General features: G+C 68.4%; 24 protein-coding genes. 12 read left to right on the plus strand and 12 right to left on the minus strand.

The features are described from left to right. A partial coding sequence (locus tag Q0L11_RS19800; RefSeq protein WP_296599540.1) for a ClpX C4-type zinc finger protein occupies window positions 1–281 on the minus strand: 281 nt, incomplete at its 3' end. A 221-nt stretch (window positions 282–502) separates the two neighbouring features. Between Q0L11_RS19800 and Q0L11_RS19805 the strand changes: the two genes are divergently transcribed. The 3 genes from Q0L11_RS19805 to Q0L11_RS19815 all read left to right on the plus strand — a co-directional run bounded on the left by Q0L11_RS19805 (window position 503) and on the right by Q0L11_RS19815 (window position 2,262). After that, complete coding sequence (locus Q0L11_RS19805; protein WP_296599542.1) at window positions 503–1,132, plus strand: HAD-IB family hydrolase; 630 nt, start codon at window positions 503–505, stop codon at window positions 1,130–1,132. Continuing rightward, complete coding sequence (locus Q0L11_RS19810; RefSeq protein WP_296599544.1) at window positions 1,129–1,389, plus strand: hypothetical protein; 261 nt, start codon at window positions 1,129–1,131, stop codon at window positions 1,387–1,389. The genes Q0L11_RS19805 and Q0L11_RS19810 overlap by 4 nt, the downstream gene beginning before the upstream one ends. Window positions 1,390–1,506: 117 nt before the next feature. Then, a complete protein-coding gene (locus Q0L11_RS19815) occupies window positions 1,507–2,262 on the plus strand; it encodes a glycoside hydrolase family 19 protein (RefSeq protein ID WP_296599545.1) in 756 nt (251 codons plus the stop codon). Here the strand turns inward: Q0L11_RS19815 and Q0L11_RS19820 are convergent. Together Q0L11_RS19820 and Q0L11_RS19825 are read right to left on the minus strand one after the other, a co-directional pair. Continuing rightward, the gene (locus Q0L11_RS19820) at window positions 2,259–2,879 is read right to left on the minus strand and encodes an ATP-dependent Clp protease proteolytic subunit (RefSeq protein WP_296599546.1); all 621 of its coding nucleotides are present in this window, start codon (window positions 2,877–2,879) and stop codon (window positions 2,259–2,261) included. The two genes, Q0L11_RS19815 and Q0L11_RS19820, sit on opposite strands and share 4 nt — an antisense overlap. A 126-nt stretch (window positions 2,880–3,005) precedes the next feature. Beyond that, window positions 3,006–6,353 carry a Calx-beta domain-containing protein gene (locus Q0L11_RS19825; protein WP_296599547.1) on the minus strand — a complete coding sequence of 1,116 codons (3,348 nt, stop codon included), beginning with the start codon at window positions 6,351–6,353 and terminating at the stop codon, window positions 3,006–3,008. Window positions 6,354–6,614: 261 nt separating this feature from the next. Here Q0L11_RS19825 and Q0L11_RS19830 point away from each other — a divergent pair, with 261 nt between their 5' ends. Then, complete coding sequence (locus Q0L11_RS19830) at window positions 6,615–7,862, plus strand: glutamate carboxypeptidase (RefSeq protein ID WP_296599548.1); 1,248 nt, start codon at window positions 6,615–6,617, stop codon at window positions 7,860–7,862. Window positions 7,863–7,865: 3 nt separating this feature from the next. On the opposite strand, the gene Q0L11_RS19835 is transcribed toward Q0L11_RS19830, so the two are convergent. Beyond that, the gene (locus Q0L11_RS19835) at window positions 7,866–8,504 is read right to left on the minus strand and encodes a DsbA family protein (protein ID WP_296599549.1); all 639 of its coding nucleotides are present in this window, start codon (window positions 8,502–8,504) and stop codon (window positions 7,866–7,868) included. Between Q0L11_RS19835 and nthA the strand changes: the two genes are divergently transcribed. From nthA to Q0L11_RS19855, 4 genes are read left to right on the plus strand one after another with little or no spacing between them, the layout of a single operon-like run. Continuing rightward, window positions 8,503–9,210 carry a nitrile hydratase subunit alpha gene (gene nthA, locus Q0L11_RS19840; protein WP_296599551.1) on the plus strand — a complete coding sequence of 236 codons (708 nt, stop codon included), beginning with the start codon at window positions 8,503–8,505 and terminating at the stop codon, window positions 9,208–9,210. The two genes, Q0L11_RS19835 and nthA, sit on opposite strands and share 2 nt — an antisense overlap. Then, entirely contained in the window at window positions 9,207–9,857 is a 651-nt protein-coding gene (nthB, locus tag Q0L11_RS19845; RefSeq protein ID WP_296599552.1) for a nitrile hydratase subunit beta, read from the plus strand. Before nthA ends, nthB begins: the two co-directional genes overlap by 4 nt. After that, on the plus strand, window positions 9,844–10,179 hold the full coding sequence (locus Q0L11_RS19850) for a nitrile hydratase accessory protein (protein WP_296599554.1): 336 nt from the start codon (window positions 9,844–9,846) through the stop codon (window positions 10,177–10,179). The genes nthB and Q0L11_RS19850 overlap by 14 nt, the downstream gene beginning before the upstream one ends. 53 nt (window positions 10,180–10,232) lie before the next feature. Next, window positions 10,233–10,448: a hypothetical protein gene (locus Q0L11_RS19855; protein ID WP_296599556.1), complete on the plus strand. Its 216-nt coding sequence runs from the start codon at window positions 10,233–10,235 to the stop codon at window positions 10,446–10,448. A 12-nt stretch (window positions 10,449–10,460) separates the two neighbouring features. Here the strand turns inward: Q0L11_RS19855 and Q0L11_RS19860 are convergent, their stop codons facing one another. Together Q0L11_RS19860 and ndk are read right to left on the minus strand one after the other, a co-directional pair. Then, window positions 10,461–10,826, minus strand: coding sequence for a DUF6481 family protein (locus Q0L11_RS19860; RefSeq protein WP_296599558.1), 366 nt, complete (start codon window positions 10,824–10,826; stop codon window positions 10,461–10,463). Window positions 10,827–10,898: 72 nt separating this feature from the next. Then, window positions 10,899–11,318, minus strand: a complete 420-nt coding sequence (ndk, locus tag Q0L11_RS19865; RefSeq protein ID WP_296599559.1) for a nucleoside-diphosphate kinase — start codon at window positions 11,316–11,318, stop codon at window positions 10,899–10,901. A gap of 151 nt (window positions 11,319–11,469) precedes the next feature. Between ndk and Q0L11_RS19870 the strand changes: the two genes are divergently transcribed. Continuing rightward, window positions 11,470–13,344, plus strand: coding sequence for an ABC-F family ATP-binding cassette domain-containing protein (locus tag Q0L11_RS19870; RefSeq protein ID WP_296599560.1), 1,875 nt, complete (start codon window positions 11,470–11,472; stop codon window positions 13,342–13,344). Between the two features lie 18 nt (window positions 13,345–13,362). On the opposite strand, the gene Q0L11_RS19875 is transcribed toward Q0L11_RS19870, so the two are convergent. From Q0L11_RS19875 to Q0L11_RS19885, 3 genes are all read right to left on the minus strand, one after another. After that, window positions 13,363–13,647 carry a hypothetical protein gene (locus Q0L11_RS19875; protein ID WP_296599562.1) on the minus strand — a complete coding sequence of 95 codons (285 nt, stop codon included), beginning with the start codon at window positions 13,645–13,647 and terminating at the stop codon, window positions 13,363–13,365. Window positions 13,648–13,715: 68 nt separating this feature from the next. After that, entirely contained in the window at window positions 13,716–14,033 is a 318-nt protein-coding gene (locus Q0L11_RS19880) for a polyhydroxyalkanoic acid system family protein (protein WP_296599563.1), read from the minus strand. Between the two features lie 48 nt (window positions 14,034–14,081). Next, on the minus strand, window positions 14,082–14,576 hold the full coding sequence (locus tag Q0L11_RS19885; protein ID WP_296599564.1) for a BON domain-containing protein: 495 nt from the start codon (window positions 14,574–14,576) through the stop codon (window positions 14,082–14,084). Window positions 14,577–14,687: 111 nt separating this feature from the next. Here Q0L11_RS19885 and Q0L11_RS19890 point away from each other — a divergent pair, with 111 nt between their 5' ends. Next, window positions 14,688–15,719 carry a lysylphosphatidylglycerol synthase domain-containing protein gene (locus Q0L11_RS19890; RefSeq protein WP_296599565.1) on the plus strand — a complete coding sequence of 344 codons (1,032 nt, stop codon included), beginning with the start codon at window positions 14,688–14,690 and terminating at the stop codon, window positions 15,717–15,719. Between the two features lie 224 nt (window positions 15,720–15,943). After that, a complete protein-coding gene (locus Q0L11_RS19895; protein ID WP_296599566.1) occupies window positions 15,944–16,774 on the plus strand; it encodes an HAD family hydrolase in 831 nt (276 codons plus the stop codon). Window positions 16,775–16,777: 3 nt separating this feature from the next. On the opposite strand, the gene Q0L11_RS19900 is transcribed toward Q0L11_RS19895, so the two are convergent. The 3 genes from Q0L11_RS19900 to Q0L11_RS19910 are packed head-to-tail and all read right to left on the minus strand — an operon-like array spanning window position 16,778 to window position 20,334. After that, window positions 16,778–18,223, minus strand: a complete 1,446-nt coding sequence (locus Q0L11_RS19900) for an NAD(P)H-hydrate dehydratase (RefSeq protein ID WP_296599568.1) — start codon at window positions 18,221–18,223, stop codon at window positions 16,778–16,780. Then, window positions 18,220–18,789, minus strand: a complete 570-nt coding sequence (locus Q0L11_RS19905) for a histidine phosphatase family protein (protein ID WP_296599570.1) — start codon at window positions 18,787–18,789, stop codon at window positions 18,220–18,222. Before Q0L11_RS19905 ends, Q0L11_RS19900 begins: the two co-directional genes overlap by 4 nt. A 6-nt stretch (window positions 18,790–18,795) precedes the next feature. After that, on the minus strand, window positions 18,796–20,334 hold the full coding sequence (locus Q0L11_RS19910; RefSeq protein ID WP_296599571.1) for an acetyl-CoA acetyltransferase: 1,539 nt from the start codon (window positions 20,332–20,334) through the stop codon (window positions 18,796–18,798). Window positions 20,335–20,572: 238 nt separating this feature from the next. Here Q0L11_RS19910 and Q0L11_RS19915 point away from each other — a divergent pair. Continuing rightward, on the plus strand, window positions 20,573–20,633 hold a 61-nt coding region (locus Q0L11_RS19915), incomplete at its 3' end, for a P-II family nitrogen regulator (RefSeq protein WP_367183471.1).

Genomic DNA, 20,633 nt, shown 5'->3' on the forward strand with positions numbered 1-20,633 from the left:
TGGTTGTGGACGGCGACCGAGAGCACCTTCTTGGCGTGGTCCTGGCCGATCACGTAATCGTCGAGGACTTCGCGGATTTCCTTCGGCGTCGGAACGCCGTCCTTCGACTTCACGAAGGAAATCTTGTGCTCTTCGCGGATGATATCCATGCACAGCTCGACGCATTCATCACAGATGAACACGGTCGGGCCCGCGATCAGCTTGCGGACTTCGTGCTGGCTCTTGCCGCAGAAAGAGCAATAGAGCGTGCTCTTCGAATCTCCGCTGGCGGCCTTGGTCATGGTCTCATCTCACTCTCTCGGCGAAGCCGGCCGATGGATTGGCTGGTCTCGCCCCGGGCCATTGCACCCTAGCCTTGCAGGATACGCGCCGCGGATTGCCCAAGTCTTGACATTCCCCGATCCGCGCCGGGATCACAAGCCTTCGCTGAGGACAGCGACAAAGTGCGGCGCGAAATCCGGAGCCTGGGTGACTCGCCTTACCAAATGGGAAACGCGCCGAAATGGCACAAGACCGTGAACTCTCCGGACCGCCCCCGCCGATCGTGGCCTTCGATTTCGACGGCACGCTGACGGTCCGCGACAGCTATACGGCCTTCCTCAAGTGGCGGACGCCCGGCGCGGCCTGGATCGTGGGCGGGCTGAAGCTGGTCCCGGCCGCGATCGCCTACCTGTTCCACCGCGACCGGGGGCGGATCAAGGCCGCGGCGACCAAGGTCTTCCTCGCCGGCGTGAGCCGCGAGCGGCTGGAGGCCGACGCGCGCCGGTTCGCCGAGCTGCACTCGCGCAGCCTGCTGCGGCCGGACGCGGTGATCGCCTGGAAGCGCTGGCGCAAGGAACGGGTGCGGCTGGTGATCGTCACCGCCTCGCCGGACCTCGTCGTGGCGCCGTTCGCCCGCGGCCTGGGCGCCGACGACCTGCTGGGCACGCCGCTGGCCTTCGACGAGCGCGACCGCGTCACCGGCGCCTTCGCCTCGCCCAACTGCCGCGGGCCGGAGAAGGTGACGCGCCTGCGGGCCGCCTTCGGCGACGACCTGCGGATCCGCGCCGCCTATGGCGACACCGGCGGCGACACCGAGATGCTGGCGGTCGCCGAGGAGCCCTACTTCCGGGTCTTCACGGGCCGGCCATGAAGCACGCGGGCCCGAAAGCGCTGGACGAGCTCGAGCCGCTTCTGGCCGAGCTCCGCGCCCTGCCCGGCCTGGTCGAGAAGACCCGCGGGGTCTTCTACCGCAAGTCGCGCGCCTACCTGCACTTCCACGAAGACCCAAAGGGCCTGTTCGCCGACCTCCGCAACCCCGCCGGCGCCGACTTCGAACGGCTCGACGTGACCGACGACGAAGGCCGCCGCCGTCTCCTGGTGCTGGTGCGCGAGCGGCGGGCCGATTGACGTCAGATTCGGACGCACATTGAGGGGCGCAGATCCACTTAAGATTGTCCCGGGAACCCCCCAGGCCTAGCTTGCTGGCGACCTGCACGGCGGCGGGTCTCCTTAAAGGTCGGCGACATGATCTCGTTCAAAGCCCTGGAGGCGATCCCGGCCGGCGCCACGCTGCAAACCCTGAAGAAGACCGCTTTCCGCGACCTGCAGCGCGCCCTCGCCTTCCTGACCTACACGCCCGGCAAGATCGACGGCGGCTATGGCCCGCGCACCCGCGCCGCCTGGGCCGAGTTCAAGCAGGCGATCGGCGAGCATGCCGACCCGGAGGCCGTGACCGCCTCGGCTCTGGGCGTGCTGAACACCAGGACCACCGCTTTCGACCGGTTGCTGGGGCGCGCCGCGCCCGACAAGGCGGCGGTGAGGGCCTCGATCGTGGAGGCGTGCAGGATCGTCGGGCTCGGCCGCAAGGAGCAGATCGCCTACGTCCTGGCGACGGCGGACCACGAGACCAACCACACCTTCAAGCCGGTGCGCGAAGCCTATTGGGTGCGGAACGCCGAGGCGTGGCGCAAGGCGAACCTGCGCTACTGGCCCTACTACGGGCGCGGCTACGTCCAGCTCACCTGGAAGGACAACTACGACCACTATGGCCGCATCCTCGGCCTCGACCTGGTCGCGAACCCCGACCTGGCGCTCGACCACTACGGCAGCCTGTTCGTGCTGACCCAGGGCTTCAAGACCGGCGCCTTCACCGGCCACAAGCTCGGCGAATACGTCAACGCGGCGGGCGCCGACTTCAAGGCCGCCCGCTACTGCATCAACGGTCAGGACAAGGCGGGCGAGATCGCCGACCTCGCCCGGGGATATCTCAGGGAGCTCTAGGCGTCGTCGCCGTCGCGCTTTTCCCAGACGTGGTCGACGAGGCCCCAGTCGCGGGCCTCTTCGGCGGTCATGAAGTGGTCGCGGTCGAGGGTCTCTTCCACCACCTCGATCGGCTGGCCGGTGTGGCGGGCGTAGATCTCGTTCAGGCGGCGCTTGGTCTTCAGGATGTCCTCGGCGTGGCGGCGGATGTCCTGGGCCTTGCCCGAGTAGCCGCCCGAGGGCTGGTGCACCATGATCCGGCTATTGGGCAGGGCGATGCGCTGGCCCTTCTCACCAGCCATCAGCAGGAACGAGCCCATCGAGGCCGCCATGCCCAGGCACAGGGTGATCACCGGGCTTTTGATGTACTGCATGGTGTCGTAGATCGCGAGGCCCGACGTCACCACCCCGCCCGGGGAGTTGATGTACATCTGGATCTCTTTCTTGGGGTTCTCCGCCTCGAGGTGCAGCAACTGGGCGCAGATCAGGCTGGCCATGCCGTCCTCGACCGGCCCGGCCAGGAAGATGATCCGGTCCTTCAGCAGGCGGGAGAAGATGTCGTAGGCGCGCTCGCCCCGGCTCGTCTGCTCGACGACCATCGGCACGAGGCCAAGGGCGGTGGTCACGGGATCGCGCATGGAAAGTCCTTCTTGGATACCGGGGCGGACGCAAAGCACCCGCGCTCCCCTCCGATATCGCGTGCCCTGCGTCCGGGCGCAAGGCGGCAGGACGGCGGCATATCCGCCGCCGTCCCTTTGCCCGGCTCAGACGAACAGGAAGTCGCCGGCGTTCAGCGAGCCCAGCGCGACATTCTGGAGCGTGATGGTGTTCGACGCATCCAGGGTGATCACGACGTCCGAGCCCACCTGGGCGGCGTGGCTCTGGACCGCGGCGAAGTTCGCGAACGCCGAGGCGTCGAGCTGGATCACGTCGTTGCCCTGGAAGTCGGTGACGACGTCCTGGCCGAACGCGCCCGAGAAGACGAAGCGATCCGCCCCGTCGCCGCCGGTCAGGGTGTCGTTCCCCGCCCCGCCGTTCAGGGTGTCGGCGCCCAGCAGGCCCGAGAGCTTGTCGGCCCCGCCCTGCCCGTTGATCGTGTCTTCCAGCGCCGTACCGTTCAGGGTGTCCGCGCTGGCGGTCCCGTTGCGGACCGGCGCGTCGGTCACGCCCTTCACCGTTACGGCCACCGTGCCGGTGCTGACCGCGCCATGGCTGTCCTGCACCTGGTAGGTGATCGTATCCACCGCGCTGTTGGGCTGCTTGAGCTGGTCGATGGCGTCGCTGTTGGCGACATAGACCACCTTGCCGTTCACGATGCTGACCTGGCCGCCCAGCACGCCGCCCGAGACCGAGATGAGGGTCTTGGTGTCGCCGGCGTTCTTGTCGGTGTCGTTTGCCAGGACGTCGATCGTGACGGTGGCGTTCTCGTTCACGTTAGCCGCATCGGCCACGGCGGTCGGCTTGAAGTTGATGAAGAACCGGGCGACCGAGCCGTCGTGGTCCGACGTCTGGTTCACCACCGCCTGGTTGCTGTTGATGTGGACGATGTCGAACTGGGCGCCGGCGTACAGCTCGGGCGAGGCCAGCATATGGTCGATCTGCTGGTTGTTGCCGTCGAAGTTGTACGAGTACCGCTCGTTCGCGGGCAGCAGGTTGGTGAGGTTGGTCAGCGCCCCGCCGCTCTCGAGCTGCGTCACCGACGGCTCGAACTGGAAGGCGTTGAAGTCGCCCATCACCACCACGCGGGCGTCCGGATCGGCGCCGACCAGGTTCTCGACGTAGGTCTTGATGAACGAGGTCTGCTCCAGCCGTCGGGCGTCGCCTTCGTTCGTGGCCGGCTGGTGCTGGCCGAACATGGCCTCGCTGCCGAGGCGCGAGGTATTGTGGACGTCGATCAGGGTGATCTTCTCGCCCCCGAAGGTGAACTCGCCCACCAGCGGCTTACGGCTGTTGGCGTAGGTGTCGCCGTTGGCCGGGGTCGTGTCGGTGATCTGGCTGACCGAGACGAAGCCCACCCGGTCGGGATTGTAAAGGTAGCCCTGGCGGATGTTGCCGTTGCTCTCGCCGCCGTTCTGGTTGTTCCCCGTCGGGGCCACCTCGACGTAGACGTAGGTCGGGCCGCCGGCCGCCTTGATCGCCGCGATCAGCTTGTCGGCCGTCGCCTGCCCCGAATAGTTCGTGCCGTTACCGGCGCCGTCCGCGTCCTGGACCTCCTCGAGGCCCACGATGTCCGGAGCGCCGAGGTTGGTGACGATGTTGGCCGCCAGGGCGTCGAACTTCGCCTGCGCATCCGTGGGATCGAGGTTCTCCACATTGAGCGCGCCCACCGTCAGGTGATCGGCGTCGCCCGAAAGCGTGGTGACTTCCTTGGGCAGCGGAACCGGGCCGCTGCCGACCGAGCCGATGGCGGTCGGGATCAGCTCATAGTCGCCGCCGAAATAGGTCAGGATCCCGGTGACGTCGCCCAGGTGGTCGCCCGTCGCCGCGTTCGGCTGCACGACGCCGATGACGCCGGCGTCGTAGTAGACTTGGATGCGCTCCGGGTTCGGGTCGCCCGCGCTGATGGTGATGCCGCCGCCCGAGTTCATGCCCGTGGCGTTGGCGCCGAGATCGCCCACCACCCAGGTGGCGTTGTCGGCCGTGGGGCCGACGGCCTGGGCGTTCGGCACCGTAACGCGCATGCCTTCCAGGCTCTCGTAGAAGTCGATGGCGTCCTGGCTCGGGTCGAAGACCGAGAAATTGTCGTTGTCGATCACCTCGGTGGGGACAAGACGACCCCCGGTCCCGAGGATGGTCGCCGCGGGCAGCGCATTGCCGCTGGAGATGACCGAGATGGTCGGGCTGTCGATCTCGGTGATCGTCAGGTTGTTGGCGTTGGAGCCCTTGAACTCGTTGACCGTGCCGGCGACCTGCACGAGCTGGCCGACGCTGACCGTCGGGACCGAGCCGGTGTAGACGAACACCGCGTCCGAGGTGGCGTCGTTGCCGTCGCCCGTGGCGTCTTGAATCCAGAAGCCGCGCGCGCCGTCGGTGTCGATGGCCGTCACGATCCCCTGGGTGGTCACCGCCTGGCCGACGAACGGCGAAGTGTGGCCCGCGCCCTGGATCTCATAGATCTTCACCAGCGAGACGTCGTCGTTGGTGATTGTGCCCACCCCGACGCCGGAGCCTTGGATCGTCGCCGTTCCCGTGGTCGTGACGAGGTTGGAAAGCGTGACGTTGTACGTCTCGTTGGCCTCGAAGGCGGTGTCGCCGTTGATGACCACCGAGATGGTCTGGGTGTTCGGTCCGCCCGCGGTGAAGTGCAGCGTGCCCGAGGCGGCGGCGTAGTCGCTCCCCGCCGTCGCCGTGCCGTTCGAAGTCGCGTAGTCGACGGTGAAGTCGCTATTCGCGTCGCCACTGCGCGTCACGGTGAAGTTCATCACCGTCGTGCCGGCGTTGCCCTCGGTGATCGAGACGTTGTCGATGGAAATCGCCGAGCCCTGCTGCGGCTGGCTGGTCACCGAGATGTTGTCGACCCCGATCCACTCGTCGTTGCCGACGGCGTTCGTGGTCATGAACCGAAGCTGGATCTGGGACTGGCCGTTCAGCGCCGCCGGCAGGTCGAGCGACAGGTGGTTGACCAGCGTGTTCGTCGCGTCGGTGGCGTCGGCGATGTAGCTGCCCGGCAGGTTCGTCCACGCGCCCGAAGCGCCGACCCGATACTGGATGTTGAACGACTGGGTCGCGTTGTCGGTGGTCTCGAGGTCCCGGATATCGACGTCGAGATGCAGGTTCTGGCGCGCCGTGGCGTCGAGGTGCAGCACGATGTATGGCGCGTCCGCGGTTCCCGAACCGGTCAGGGCGATCGTCGGGTTGGCGATGGCGAACTCGGTGACGCCGCCCGTCGTGAACGTGTTGGGGTTCGTCTGATTGGCATTGACGTCGAGGGTGATCGTGCCGTCACCGGTCAGGTTGCGCGGATCGGCGCCCGTGGCGCTGGTCACGTCGTCGCCCCGGTAGCCGGCGATGTTGGCGACGCCGCTCCAGTCGTCGTTCGTGGTGATCAGGCCGGCGTTGGACCAGTCCTGGAAATAGTCGCCGCTGCCGAGGTTGAAGTAAGTGGTACCCATCTAAGCCCCCAAGAACCCATCACATCGGCCCCTCCCCAGAGGCCGGCCGACCATCCCATCTTCGTTAACGCAGCCTTGCAAGCGGCGGAGTCGATTCACCCACAGCGTGAGTGGTTTTCGAGCGGAGGCGCCTGCGCGGCCGGTTCTGCTGCCCGGGATATTGGCGTTGGCATAGCCGGCGCCCGTGACAGGGCTGCGACGGTCTGCTCAATCTGCGCCCGGCGCCGCAGGGAAGGCGCAGGTCTGGCGGGAGTTGGCGTGATGCGGCGTACGGCGATGATTCTGGCGGCGGCGGTACTCAGCACGCCCGCAGTGGCGGCGCCGAAGCCGGTCGCGAAGGACGCCAAGGTCTGGTCCGCAGCCGAAAAGGTGCGCCCCGACCAGCTCAAGCTGCTGGAGCAGGTGGTCAACATCGATTCGGGCACCGGCGACGTCGCCGGCGGTCGGAAAGTCGCCGACGTATTGGTCCCCCGCCTCGAGGCCCTGGGCATGACCGTCGAGAAGGTGGCGGCCGAGGCGCCCGGCCTCCCCGAGAACCTGGTCGCCCGGCTGAAAGGCTCCGGCAAGGGCCGCATCCTGCTGATCGCCCACCTGGACACGGTGTTCGAGCCCGGCACGGCGGCCAAGCGCCCCTTCAAGATGACCGACGAGCGTCTCACCGGCCCTGGTGTCGGCGACGAGAAGGGCGGCGTGGTGCAGGGCATCTACGCGATCCAGATCCTCAAGGACCTGGGCTTCAAGGACTTCGGCCAGATCACCTTCCTGATCGAGACATCGGAGGAACGCGGCTCGCCCGGCACGCGCAAGCTGATCGACACGCTGCTGAAGGATGCGGACGCCGAGTTGAACCTCGAACCGGGCGATCCGCCGGACGTGCTCACGGTTTGGCGCAAGGGGTCGAACAGCTTCTACATCGACGTGAAAGGCCGCCCCGCCCACGCCGGCATCGCGCCACAGGACGGCCGCAACGCCGCGCTGGAACTGATCCACCAGCTCGAAAGCATCCGCCAGTTTCCCACCAGCGGCGACGGCCTGACGGTCAACCTGACCCTGATGAGCGCCGGCGCCCGCTACAACATCATCCCCGAGGACGCCTCGGCGGCGATCAACGTCCGTGTCCGCGACAAGGCCGACATCGAGAAGGTGGGCCACGCGCTGGAGACCGGCGCCAAGACGACGGTGATCCCCGACACCAAGGTCACGATCCGGCGCGAAGCCTCCTTCCCGCCCCTGCCGAATAACGCCGCCACCGACGCCCTGGCCGACCGCGCCGAGGCGATCTACGCCGGCCTGGGCATGAAGATCGGCCGTGGCGGCAACGGCGGCGCGTCGGAATCGGCGCTGGCCAACGAGGCGGGGGTCCCGGCGCTGGACGGTCTGGGCCCGGTCGGCGGCAAGTTCCACTCCGAAGAAGAGTACGTCGACCTCAAGAGCGTGACGCCGCGGCTCTACCTGTTCACCAAGCTGATCATGGAGCTGGGCAAAGCCCCGCCGCCGCGGATCAAATAGCCCTCAGGCCGCCATGCCCGCGACCCAGGCGCGCAACACCGCCAGCACCTGCTCGGCGGGCGCGTAGCCGCGGGTGACGACGCCGTACACGCCCTGCTCGTTCGGGCCGCCGATCAGCGTGGGGAAGCCTTTCACGCCGGCATTGTGCGAGACCGCGTAGTCGCGCCACGTCTCCTGCTTCGCCTCCTCCGACGCCCAGGCGTCGAGGAAGGCCTGGCGGTCGAGGCCAAATTCCTCGGCGAGGTCGGCCAGCACGGGCGCGGAGGTGACATCGCGATTCTCGGCGTAGAAGGCGCGCTGGGCCGCCGCCAGGTAGCGCACCGCCACGTCCTGGCCCTCGCGCCGCGCCACCACCACCGCCCGCGCGGCCGGGTCCGTGTCGTAGACGAAGCCTTCTCGGTCGAGCACCGCCGGATCGAACGGCAGGCCCGACGCCTCGTGCACGTGGTTCCAGTGACCGACGATGCTGGTCTTCGCCTCCGCGGTCATCGGCTGCTCGTTCCCAGGGCGCAGGCCACCCATCACGACCCGGACCGGCAAGGCGTCGCCATAGGCGCGGCGTACCTCCTCGATCACCGGCGAGAAGCCGTAGCACCACGAGCACATCGGGTCGGCGAAGTAGATCAGGTGCGGTCCATCCATGGCGACCCTCCTCCGTGCGGAAATCATCGCAGCAGACGCGGGCCTGGTCACGTCCGCTCTTCACCTGCGAGGCGGGTTGGTCCAACGTTCCGGCATGGCGCACGACCATCACGACCACGATCATGACCACGAGCAGGAGCCTCCTTCCGACATCGCCCTGCGGGTGAAGGCGCTGGAATCGCTGCTGGTGGAGAAGGGGCTGGTCGACCCGGCCGCGCTCGACGCCATCGTCGAACACTTCGAGACCAAGGTCGGCCCCCGCAACGGCGCGCGCGTCGTGGCCAAGGCCTGGACGGATCCGGCCTATCGCGCCCGACTGCTGGAGGACGCAACCTCGGCCATAGCCGAGCTCGACTTCACGGGGCGTCAGGGCGAGCACATGGTGGCGGTGGAGAACGGCGCCGGGGTGCATAACGTCGTCGTCTGCACCCTATGCTCCTGCTACCCGTGGCCGGTGCTGGGCCTGCCTCCGGTCTGGTACAAGTCCGCGCCCTATCGCTCCCGCGTGGTCATCGACCCGCGCGGCGTGCTCGCCGAGTTCGGGACGGAACTGCCGCAGGACACCGAGATTCGGGTTTGGGACTCGACGGCGGAGGTCCGCTACCTGGTGATTCCGGAACGCCCGGCCGGAACCGAAGGTCTGAGCGAGGCGCAGCTTGCGGATCTCGTCACGCGGGATGGGATGATCGGGACGGCGCGGCTGTGAACGGCGTCCACGACATGGGCGGCATGCACGGCATGGGCCCCATCGCGCCGGAGCCGGACGAGCCCGTCTTCCATCACGCTTGGGAGGGGCGCGTCCACGCGATCAACCTGGCCTCCCCCACGCGGGGCAACATCGACGCCGGCCGGCATCGCATCGAGCTGCTGCCGCCCGCTGACTATCTTCGGATGAGCTACTACGAGAAGTGGCTGGAGCGGGTGGAACAGCTCCTGCTCGCAGGCGGCTTCGTCGCGCCGGAGGAACTGGCCACCGGCCGCGCCGATCCGAAGGCCCCGAAGTCGACGCCGGTCCGGCCGGCCAACACGGTCACGGCGGCGCTGACCGGACCCTATTCCTATGTCCGCGAGGCAGGTTCCGCAGCCTTCGCAGTCGGCGATCGCGTCCGAGCCCGGAACCTCCATCCTGTCGGCCACACGCGACTGCCGCGCTACGTGCGGGGCCACGTAGGCGTGATCGAGCACTGCCACGGCGCACATGTCTTCCCCGACTCCCACGCCCACGGGCGGGGCGAGGACCCGCACCACCTCTACACGGTGCGTTTTGAGGCCCAAGAGCTGTGGGGTCCGGGCGCATCTCCCCGCGACAGCGTCCGTCTCGACCTGTGGGAGCCTTATCTTGAGCGCGCTTGACGTCCTCGCCCTGCCCCGAATTCCCCGGGATGCGGACGGCCCGATCTTCGCCGAACCCTGGCAGGCCCAGGCGTTCGCGATCACGCTGAAGCTGCATGAGCAGGGCGTCTTCACGTGGAGCGAATGGGCCCAGGCGCTCTCGGTCGAACTGGCGCGCGACCCGGCGGACGACGGCTCCCGATACTATGAGCACTGGGTCGCCGCGTTGGAGCTGCTGGCCAACGACCGGAGGCTTACCGGGTCGGCCGAACTCGCAGCCCGAAAGGCGGCGTGGAAAGAGGCGTACCTGCGCACGCCGCACGGGCGCGCCGTCAGCCTTTGACGCCTACCGGAACCTTCACCGTGCTTCCGCGCTGAGGCAGCGAGGAGACGGGCATGGTGCGATTTGCTGTGACGCTGAAGAACGGCGACTGGACTGTGTTCAGTGACGGCGCCCCGGTCGCGGGAGACCTGACGCGCTCCGCGGCCGTACAGATGGCCAAGGACCTGGCGTTCGAAGCCGAAGCTCGCGGGGAGCCCGTCGAGCTGCTGATCCAGGGCTACTATGGCGAGATGAGCCGCCGGATCACCGGCGGCCCAGAGGACGATTGACCCGTCGGTCGATCAACCCGTCCGGCGCATCTGCGCTTTGAGCTCGCGCTTGTTGCGGGCGGCTTCCTTCTCGGCGGCCTTCCGCGCCTTGCGCTCTTCGCGCTTGAGCTGGAGCATCAGCTCCTCGTCGTTCTCGCGGGCGAGGCGGGCTTCTTCTTCCGCCTTTTCCTTGGCGACGCGAGCCGCTTCCTTTTCGGCCGCACGCCTGGCGCGGACCTCTTCGAGCTCGCGGGCCTTCTTCTGGGCGCTGGTTTCGAACGCGCCTTCGGCGGCCTGGACGGTCGGCTTCGGCTTGAACTTGGCGAGGAGGGCCTTCCGAGCCTCGGCTTGCGCGGCGAGGCGGTCGGAGAAGCCAGGCATAACCTTGGATTCTCTCATGTTCTCTTTTGGCAGTTGGGTAAGGGATGGTCCGCGGGGAAAACCCCGCGGAGCCGAACTCGTTGCGTCAGATCAGCCGACGATGTCCGCGTCGGTGAAGAACTGCGCGATCTCGATCTTGGCGTTCTCGACGCTATCCGAGCCGTGGACCGAGTTCTCGCCGACGTTCACGGCGTAGAGCTTGCGGATCGTGCCTTCAGCGGCCTGTTCCGGGTTCGTGGCGCCCATCACTTCGCGATAGCGGGCTACGGCGTTCTCGCCTTCGAGGACCTGCACCACGACCGGGGCCGAGGTCATGAACTCGACCAGCTCCCCGTAGAACGGGCGCTCGGCGTGGACTTCGTAGAACTTCTTGGCCTGGGCGTCGGTCATCTTGATGCGGCGCTGGGCCACGATGCGCAGGCCTGCGTCCTCGATCACCGCATTGACCTTGCCGGTCAGGTTCCGACGCGTGGCGTCCGGCTTGATGATCGAGAAGGTGCGTTCGGTCATGGGCTCCGCTGGGGCTCTATGGAAATGAGGGGGGTCGCGGAGCGTTTCCGCGGGGTGGCGCGGTCTATATCGTCATCCCGCACTGCGAAGCAAGCTGCTGCGACGATGACGTCGCGTGACTCTTCTGCTAGGGCCCCGCCCACGGTTCCCCATGCTGCAGATCAACGACCTTGTCCTCGACGCCTGGGGACGCCGCTTCTTCGACCATGCCTCGGTCACGCTTCCCAAGGACGCCAAGGTCGGCCTCGTGGGCCGCAACGGCGTGGGCAAGTCGACCCTGTTCAAGGTGATCCTGGGCCATCTCGCCCACGGCTCCGGCGAGATCGGCCTGCCCAAAGCCGCGCGGATCGGCTCGGTGGACCAGGAGCATCCCGCCACGCCGGTCACCCTGATCGATACCGTACTGGAAGCCGACGTCGAGCGGCACGACCTGTTGACCCGCCTGGAGACCGCCGATCCCGAGGAGATGGGCGACATCTATGCCCGCCTGATCGAAATCGACGCCGACCGCGCCCCCTCCCGCGCCGCCGAAATCCTGGCGGGCCTGGGCTTCAGCCAGGCCGACCTTACGCGGCCGATGTCCGAGTTCTCGGGCGGCTGGCGCATGCGCGTGGCGCTGGCCGCCAGCCTCTTCGCCGAACCCGACCTGCTGCTGCTGGACGAGCCGACCAACTATCTCGACCTGGAAGGCGCCCTCTGGCTGGAGGCGCGCCTCAAGAAGTATCCCAACAGCGCCATCGTCATCAGCCACGACCGCGAGCTGCTCAACAACTCGGTGGACCACATCCTCCACCTGAAGGACGGCAAGCTGGAGCTGTATCCGGGCGGCTATGACGACTTCGAGCGCCAGCTCACCGAGAAGCTGCGGCTGCAGGAGGCCTCCCGCGCCAAGATCGAGGCCCGCCGCGCCCACCTGCAGTCGTTCGTCGACCGCTTCCGCGCCAAGGCGTCCAAGGCCACCCAGGCGCAGTCGCGCCTCAAGATGATCGCCAAGCTGCCCCCCGTGGCCGCCGTCATTGAGGAGCGCGTGACCCCGTTCGTCCTGCCCTCCCCCGAGCGGCCGCTGGCCCCGCCGCTGCTGCGGCTGGAGAACGCCTCGGTCGGCTATGGCGGGCCGCCGATCCTGAAGCGGCTCAACCTGCGCCTCGACATCGACGACCGCATCGGCCTGCTGGGCGTCAACGGCGCCGGCAAGTCGACCTTCGCAAAGCTGGTGGCCGACGCCCTCGAGATCGAGAGCGGCACGTTCCATCGCAGCGCGCGGATGAAGGTGGGCTGGTTCCACCAGCACCAGATCGAGGCGATGGACCCCACGGACACGCCGCTGGAGATCATCCGCCGCCTGATGCCCGAGGCCACGGAGGCCTCGCGCCGCTCGCGCCTGGCCCAGTTCGGCATCGGCTTCGAAAAGGTGGAGACGACGGTCGCCAACCTGTCGGGTGGCGAGCGCGCGCGCCTGCTGCTCAACATGGTGGCGATGGAGGCGCCGCACCTCCTGATCCTCGACGAACCGACGAACCACCTCGACATCGACAGCCGCCGCGCCCTGCTGGACGCGCTGAACGAGTATGAAGGCGCGGTGATCCTGATCACCCACGACCGCTCCCTGATGGAGCTGGTGGCCGACCGCCTCTGGCTCGCCGCGGACGGGGGCATCGAGCCTTTCGACGGCGACATGGAGGACTACGCGGCGTTCGTCCTCGAGCGCGCTCGCGTTGCCGCCCGCGCGCCGACGCAGATCAAGGCCGAGCCGGTGGCCGCTCCAGCGCCTCCGCCGCCGCCGCCCAAGGCCAAGGTCCCCACCGGCACGGCCCGGCGTCGCGCCGAAGCCGCCGAACAGGCGCTCGCGAAGGCGACCGAGCTGGTGGCTATCATCGACAGGGCGCTGGGCGATCCAGCCACCTTCGCCGATTCGGCCAAGGCGGCAGAGTTGGGCCGCAAGCGTCAGACGGCGCAGGCCGCGCTCGAGACCGCCGAGCAGGAATGGATCGAGGCCCAGGAGGCCTACGAGGCGCTCCTCAGGTAGGGAACGCCTCGCGGCGGGTCAGGTGATGTGCTTCGGGCTGATCGGGTCCGAGCTCGGGAATGTCTCCTCGATGGCTTCGTCGAGCAGGGCTTCCTGACGATCTTCCGCCTGCGCCTCGCGTTCGGCCATGTGGTCGGGCTTCTCGCCCTCCTTCAGCGGTTCGACCGGGCGGCTGCTGGGCGCCTCGATATGGCGATGCTCCTCGATGGCCTTCTTGGGGTCGGACGCCATGTCGGCCGCAGCCTGGCCGGAACCGTGGGTGAAGGCGCGCTTGGCCTGGTCTTCGGTCTGTCTGTGGGGCATTCGGGTTTCCTCGGAAGTGTCCCCGAAGAAACGTCCGGCGGGCTCTCGGGTTGCCTTGGCCGTAGCGCTCACGACCGCTTCGGGCCGCCCAGTAGGATCTGACCTTCATCCCTGAGCCGGCTCTTCACCTTCCCGGCGATCATCGCGAATATCCCGGGGAGATGGACTTCCAGCCGCGCCTCGCTGTCCCGCACGTCGATCGTGCCGCTTACGGTCTGGCCGATGGCCTGGAGCGAGAAACGCAGGAGGTCCCCCTCCCAGCTTTGCTGGATCTCGCCCACCGCGCCGATCTGCGATGTCAGGCGGACCAGCCCCTCGTCGATCCGCCGTCGCGCTTCGGCGCGGCCCAGTTCATGGGGAATGGAGACGACGAGGGGCTTGCTCATGCCGCTAGAACGACCCAGGCGGCGCCTGGGGTTCCCGGCGGCCGCTGTTCAGAGGAACGTCCAGCGCCGACTGTGCTCCCGGACCCTCAAGTTGTTCTGCACATTCCGCACGCCTTCGATGTCGGCGATGTCCTCGATCCGTCGCTTGTCGCTCTTGTGCTTCACCGTTCCGTTGAGGGTCACCTCGCCATCGTGGACGTCGACTTCGACCTCCCGCAGGTCCAGCCGCCGTTCGTCGTCCAGCCGCTCCATGATCACCGCCCACAGCACACGGTCGGACGGCCCGTCGCCCCGCGCCCGACGAGAGGGCTCTTCCCATGATCGGCGGGGTAGAGGGCGGCCGTCATCGTAGGCGCGCGCTTCATCCAACCTGCGACCGTCATCGAATCTGCGGCCGTCGTCGTAGGCGCGGTAGCCAGACCGCGTGCGCGGATCGTAGCCGTACAGGTCAGAGTAGTCGGCCTGGCCATAGTCATCGCGGTCGCGTTCGCGCAGGCGCTGCAGCCGTTCGCGTTCGAGCTCCCGCCAATCTTCCCGCCGCATGGGGCGCCTCCTTAAATCGGTCGTGAAGGTGCGGGAAAAACCTGCGCCTTGCGCTTAGGTTCCGTCCCGCGACCATGCGCGCGTCACAGACTCAGGGAAGTTCTCCGCCCCGTGCCGACCCAGGACCCAGACGCGCGGCCTCAACCCCTTCCCGAAGACGTGGAGGAGGAACTGGCCGCCGTTCTGCCCGAGACGCAGGGCTCGCGGTTCTTTCCGATGCTGCGGAACCTGGGCTGGCACCTGATCGCCTTCATTCTGCTCGGCGCGGCCGCCTACATCCTCTGGCGCGAGTTCCACGAGATCAGCCTGGCCGAACTGGGCGACGCTGTGGCCGCCTGGGGCTGGGGCTCGGTCTGCCTGGCCGTCGGCCTCTCGGCCACCAGCTTCCTGCTGATGGGCACAATCGAGTGGCTGGGCCTGCGCTGGGCCGGGGCGCGCATCGCCGTCACCTCTGCCCTCGCCGGCTCGTTCGTCGCCAGCGCCATCGCCCACACCCTGGGCGCCAACCTCATCGTGTCGGGCGCCGTGCGCGCCCGCTACTACGCCAAGCACGGGATCAGCCTGCGGCAGGTGGCGGCCACGACACTTTTCCACGGCTTTTCCTTCGCGGTGGGGCTCTCGACCCTCGCCGGCCTCGCCCTCCTCTTCGCCGGCAGCCACGACATCGCCGCGGTCAGCCGGATCGCCAATCCGGTCGCCGACGGCCTGGGCGCGGTGCTGCTCGCGGCGGTTGGCGCGTATGTCATGCTCTGCGCCACGCTCCGCCGACCGCTCACCGGCTTCGGGCACAGCGTGCGGCTGCCGTCGGTGCGCGTCGCCCTGGCCCAGCTCTCGATCGGAGCGGTCGACAACGCCGTGGCCGCCGCGATCATCTGGGTCCTGCTGCCGGAAGGCTCCATCGGCTACCTCACGTTCGTGGGCGCCTACGCCCCTTCCGTCGTCGTCGGCCTGATCAGCCACGTGCCAGGCGGGGTCGGGGTGTTCGAAGGCTCGGTCTCGACGCTGCTGAAAGGCCTTTCGCCGGCGCCGCTGGCGGCCGCCTTCCTCGGCTACAGGCTGTTTTTCTTCCTCCTGCCGCTGCTGATCGCCGGCGTCGCCCTGGCCCTGGACACGCTGCGCGAGCGCGGCCGCACATCGTCGTAAAAAAATTCTACTGCTGGATGCATCCGCTGCATCCGCCGCAGCCAAGCTCCCGTAACTCCTGCGTCCACGCATTCCCACCACTTGCGGGACACCGAGACGCGGTGGCGGACCTGTTCCCCGACAACCGCCGCCGTACGCCCCGGCCCCCGCCTCCCGTCGCGGGGCCGGGGCGACCCTCGCCCGGGTCGTTCCCAGCCGCATCAGGGCAAGGTAGTGAAGCGGACATGAGCCGCCCCCTCGCCGTCTTCGCCTACGATTTCGACGGAACCCTCGCCCCGGGAAACATGCAGGAGCATGCCTTCATCCCCGACGAACTTGGGATGGCGCATGCCGAGTTCTGGGCCGAGACCCGGCGCCTGGCCGAAGCCCAGCGCGGCGACGGCATCCTGGCCTACATGCACCTGATGCTGGAGAAGGCCCGCGAGAAGGGCGTCGAGCTGAGCCGCGAGAGCTGGCGGGCCCGGGGCGCCGGCCTGCGCCTGTTCCCGGGCGTCCAGGCCTGGTTCGCCCGCCAGAACGCCCGCGCCGACGCCCTCGGCCTCGACCTGCGCCACTTCATCATCTCATCCGGCAACCGTGAGTTGATAGAAGGCACGCCGATCGCGCACGAATTCGACCGCATCTACGCCTCGGCCTTCATGTTCGACGCCAACGACGATGCCGTCGGCGCGGCCCTGGCCATCAACTACACGGGCAAGACCCAGTACCTGTTCCGCATCAACAAGTGGACGCTGGACGAATGGGACAACGACGGCATCAACGCCGTCCAGGCCGAACGCGACCGCGCCGTACCGTTCGACCGCATCGCCTTCTTCGGCGATGGCCTCACCGACATCCCGGTCATGCGGGTGATGACCGACCACGGCGGCCACCCGGTGGCGGTCTATGACCCCGAAACCCCGCTCACCGAGGCGGCGGCGGCGAAGCTGCTGGCCGACGGCCGCGCGCGCCTGGCCGCCGGCGGAGACTACCGGGAAGGCTCCGAGCTCGACACCCTGGCCGCCGAGCTGCTGCAGCAGATGGCCCGCGGCGTTCGCGCCGAGCTGTTCGGCTAAGCCTTACCGCTCGTCGTAGAGCCGCCGCAGGACCGCGGGCGCGAGACCGGGCAGGTCCTCGGAGATCAGGCCGGGGCCGTGCAGTTCGGCCGCCTCGGCATGGATCCATGCCGCGGCGCAGGCGGCCTGGAAGCTGTCCATGCCCTGCGAGACCAGCCCGCCGATGAAGCCGGCCAGCACATCGCCCGAACCCGCCGTGGCCAGCCAGGGCGAGCCATTGACGTTCACCGCAGTGCGGCCGTCCGGCGAGGCGACAACGGTGTCGGGCCCCTTCAGCAAAACCACCGCCCCGGCCTTCTCCGCAGCCCGGCGCGCGGCCGTGATCCGCTCGGGCGAGCCCTTCAGCAGCCCGGGGAATAGCCGCTCGAACTCGCCCGGATGAGGCGTCAGCACGTCGTCGCGGTCCAGGACCGAGAACAGCTCCTCCGGATCGTCCCGGAAGACCGTGATGGCGTCGGCGTCGATCACGAGCGCCGCGCCCGTGCGCGCTAGCGCCAGCACGTTCAGCAGCGTCGTTTCAGTCACCCCGGCCGCAGGACCGATGATCGCCGCGTCTGCCGCGTCGGCCGCCTGTTCGAGCTCGGCGTCGGTGTCGAAGGGCTTCAGCATCACCGCTTCCAGATGCGCGGCGTTGGGCGCCAGGGCGTCCTGTCCGGCATAGATCGTCACCAGGCCCGCACCGATCCGCAGCCCTGCCCGCGCCGCCAGCCGCGCCGCCCCGGTGCTCCAGGCCTCGCCGCTGATTACGATAAGCCGGCCGCGCGCATGCTTGTGCGACGCCGCCGACGGCCAGGGAAAGTCTCGGAGCCAGAGGTCGGGGCCGTTCTCCGTCAGTTTCGCGGGCGTGGCGCCGAGGCCGATGTCGGCCACCAGCACCTCTCCGCACAGGTGACGGCCAGGCTCCAGCACGTGCGCCGGCTTGCGAGCATGGAACGTCACGGTGAGGACGGCGCAGACCACCGGCCCCAGCGGCTGACCCGTATCGCCCGGCAACCCGCTGGGCGTGTCGATCGCCACGACGGTCTCGGGCCGGGAGGCCATGATCTGGGCGGCGCGCGCGGCCTCGCCGCCCAGCGGCTTCGAAAGACCGGCGCCGAACAGCGCATCGACCAGCAGCCCGGCGTCCAGAGCTCCCTCCAGCGGGCGCGTCACTCCGTCCCAGCGTCCGGCCATGGCCTGGGCGTCGGCGGTGGTCGGAGGAGCCAGCGCCCGCACCTCGACCGGCCAGCCCCGCGTCTTCAGCAGCCGGGCGACCACATAGCCGTCGCCGCCGTTGTTCCCGGGGCCGCACAGCACCAGCGTCGGCTGCGGCCGGAAGCGCTGGACGATCGCATCCGCCACCGCCTGGCCCGCGCGCTCCATCAGCACCTCGCCGGGCGTGCCCGCGGCGATCGCGGCGCGGTCGGCTGCCGACATTTCGGCGACAGTCAGGATGGGGCGGGCGGTCAAAGGACCCCCGTGACCGCCTCGGCGCCCTTTTCGATCAGGCGAACCGACTGGCCGTCTGTTTCCAGAACGGTGATCGAGGCATGGTCGGGGCGGAACGCCAGCACCTGGTCGACCCCGAGCAGCCGCGAGACCGCCGCGTTGATCGCCACGTAGTGAGAGAAGACGGCCGTGTGCCCACGGCGAGCCAGCGAGCCCACGATCTCGCCGCGCCAGGCGTCGTAGTCCATGTCGCCCTGGATCGCCTGCCACGTGCCCTGGAAGGCATTGCGCAGCCACGCGGGCCGCTCCTCGCCGGTCAGCGCCTTCGGGGTCGGAATCTCACCCACCACCGGGTCGATCTCGGGCTCGATCCCCAGGGCTTCGGCCGTGGGCATGGCGGTCTCGCGGCAGCGGCGGAGGGGCGAGCTGACCACCAGGGTGGGACGCTCGCCATCCGGCCGCGAAAGCAGCCAGTCGCGGGCCGCCCTCGCCTGTTCCAGGCCCGTCTCGTCCAGTCCCGGATCGTCGTCGTGGCCGCCCCAGGTGGAAGACGGCCGGCCGTGCCGGATCAGGTAGAGACGCGCCATCGTGGATCAGTCCGGTGTGAAGATGTTGAGGTCCCCCTGCTGGGTGACCGTACCCGTCCGCCCGATCTGCTCGCTCGCCTCGAGACTGGCAAGGGTCCGCGGATCGTTCGGCGTGTTGGCGGCGAATCTGCGGCCGTTCTCGTCGCGGCCCACGACGATCCCCAGGAAGGGTCCCTCGCGCTTGTGGATCACGGTATAGGTCTCGACCACGCCCCGCCCTTTCGGCGCCTCGATCACCTCGGGATGCGGCAGCGCGTCGATCTCGCGCTGAAGCACGGCCGGGTCCTGGCGCTCGAACGGCTTGTCCGGCGCCTTCGTCGAATAGATGCCCGTCGACTGCTTGGTCAGATACCAGCCGTTGCCCGTGACAAGGCCATAGGCCCCCGGCTTGGCCCGCAGCCGGTCCATCATCACCGCGATGGAGTGCATGACGTAGTTGTTTCCGGGCCCACCCGCGTAGGGCAGCCCGCCGGTGACCGTCAGGCCGCGCGGGTCGTCCAGCGACAGGCCCAGTTCTTCCGCCCCGATCTCCACGGCCACCGGGAAGCACGAGTAGAGGTCGATCACGTCGATGTCGGACAGGCCGATCCCAGCCATCTCGAACGCGCGCTTGCCGGTCAGGCGCATCGCCGGGCTGGAATGGAAGTCCTGGCGGTCCAGCGGGTACCAGAGGTCCGACGCGTCCGCGCAGCCGTGGAGGTAGACCCATCTGTCCTCGGGCACGCCCAGCTCGCGCGCCTTCTTGACGCTGGCGATCAGCACGCCGGCCGATTGGTCCACGTCCATGATCGCGTTGAGCAGCTTCGGATACGGGAAGCCGATCATCCGGTTCTTCTCCGAGACCGCGACCAGTTCGTCGGCGCTGCGCCGGGTCGGGAACCACGCCTCCGGATTGCCCTCGGCCACGGCGCTGAAGCCGGCGAACAGCTTGCCCATACGCGCCTGGTGATCGGGGATCGAGCGCTTGTCGCGGGCGCGGAGCGCGTTTTCGAAGATCGGGTAGATGTTGATGGGTCGGCTGAGACCGTGACGAATCTCGTAGGCCGTGCTGCCGGCGCGCGGGTCGCCGACCCGCTTCGGCGGATCCAGCGTCTCGTCCTCCACCGCGACCCAGTCGTCGAAGCCCAGGCCCTTGGTCGCACGCTTCGTGGCCGACCCCAGGAATTCGCAGCCGACGGTCAGGGCCAGGTCGGCCTCGCCGCGCGCGATCCGCTCGGCCAGCATGTTGACCAGGTATTGCGGGGTGTTCCCGCCCATCTCGGAATAGACCGCCCAGCGCGGGTCGGCGCCGATCATCTTCGACAACGTGGCCGGCGGGTTGATGGCGTGCGGGATCATTCCCCGCTTCGAGCCGGGCGCGTCGATCGTGAAGCCCACGACCGCCAGGCTGTCGATCCCGGCGAGGCCGGCAGCTCCGATACCCGCGTCGGCCGCCGCGCGTTCCGCCGCAATCTTCAGCAGAGAAGACGGCGCCGGCGAGGAAGCCGGATCGCCCCGGTAAGTGAATTGGCCCGCTCCGATGAGCACCGGGGTGCGTTCGTCCATTCTTCCCTCGTCCTTCAAACGCGTTTCGCGACGATCCGAGCGCGGAAACGAGCCGCTCGGGCCGATTTCCGACGTGATCGCTTTCTGACCTCATGGCGCCTATTTTCTAGGCGTCCGTCTAGTTTCCCACCCCGCCGCAGCGGCAAGCAACCGAAGCGCGCTTGTCGCCTCCCGTCACCACGTGCTGGTTCGCGCCAACCGTTGGGGCGTCAGCCGTCGCGAGTAGCAAGTCGAGCGCATGAAGAAGATCGAAGCCATCATCAAGCCGTTCAAGCTCGACGAGGTGAAGGAGGCCCTGC

This window comes from Phenylobacterium sp., from assembly GCF_024508875.1.
GTDB lineage: Bacteria > Pseudomonadota > Alphaproteobacteria > Caulobacterales > Caulobacteraceae > Phenylobacterium.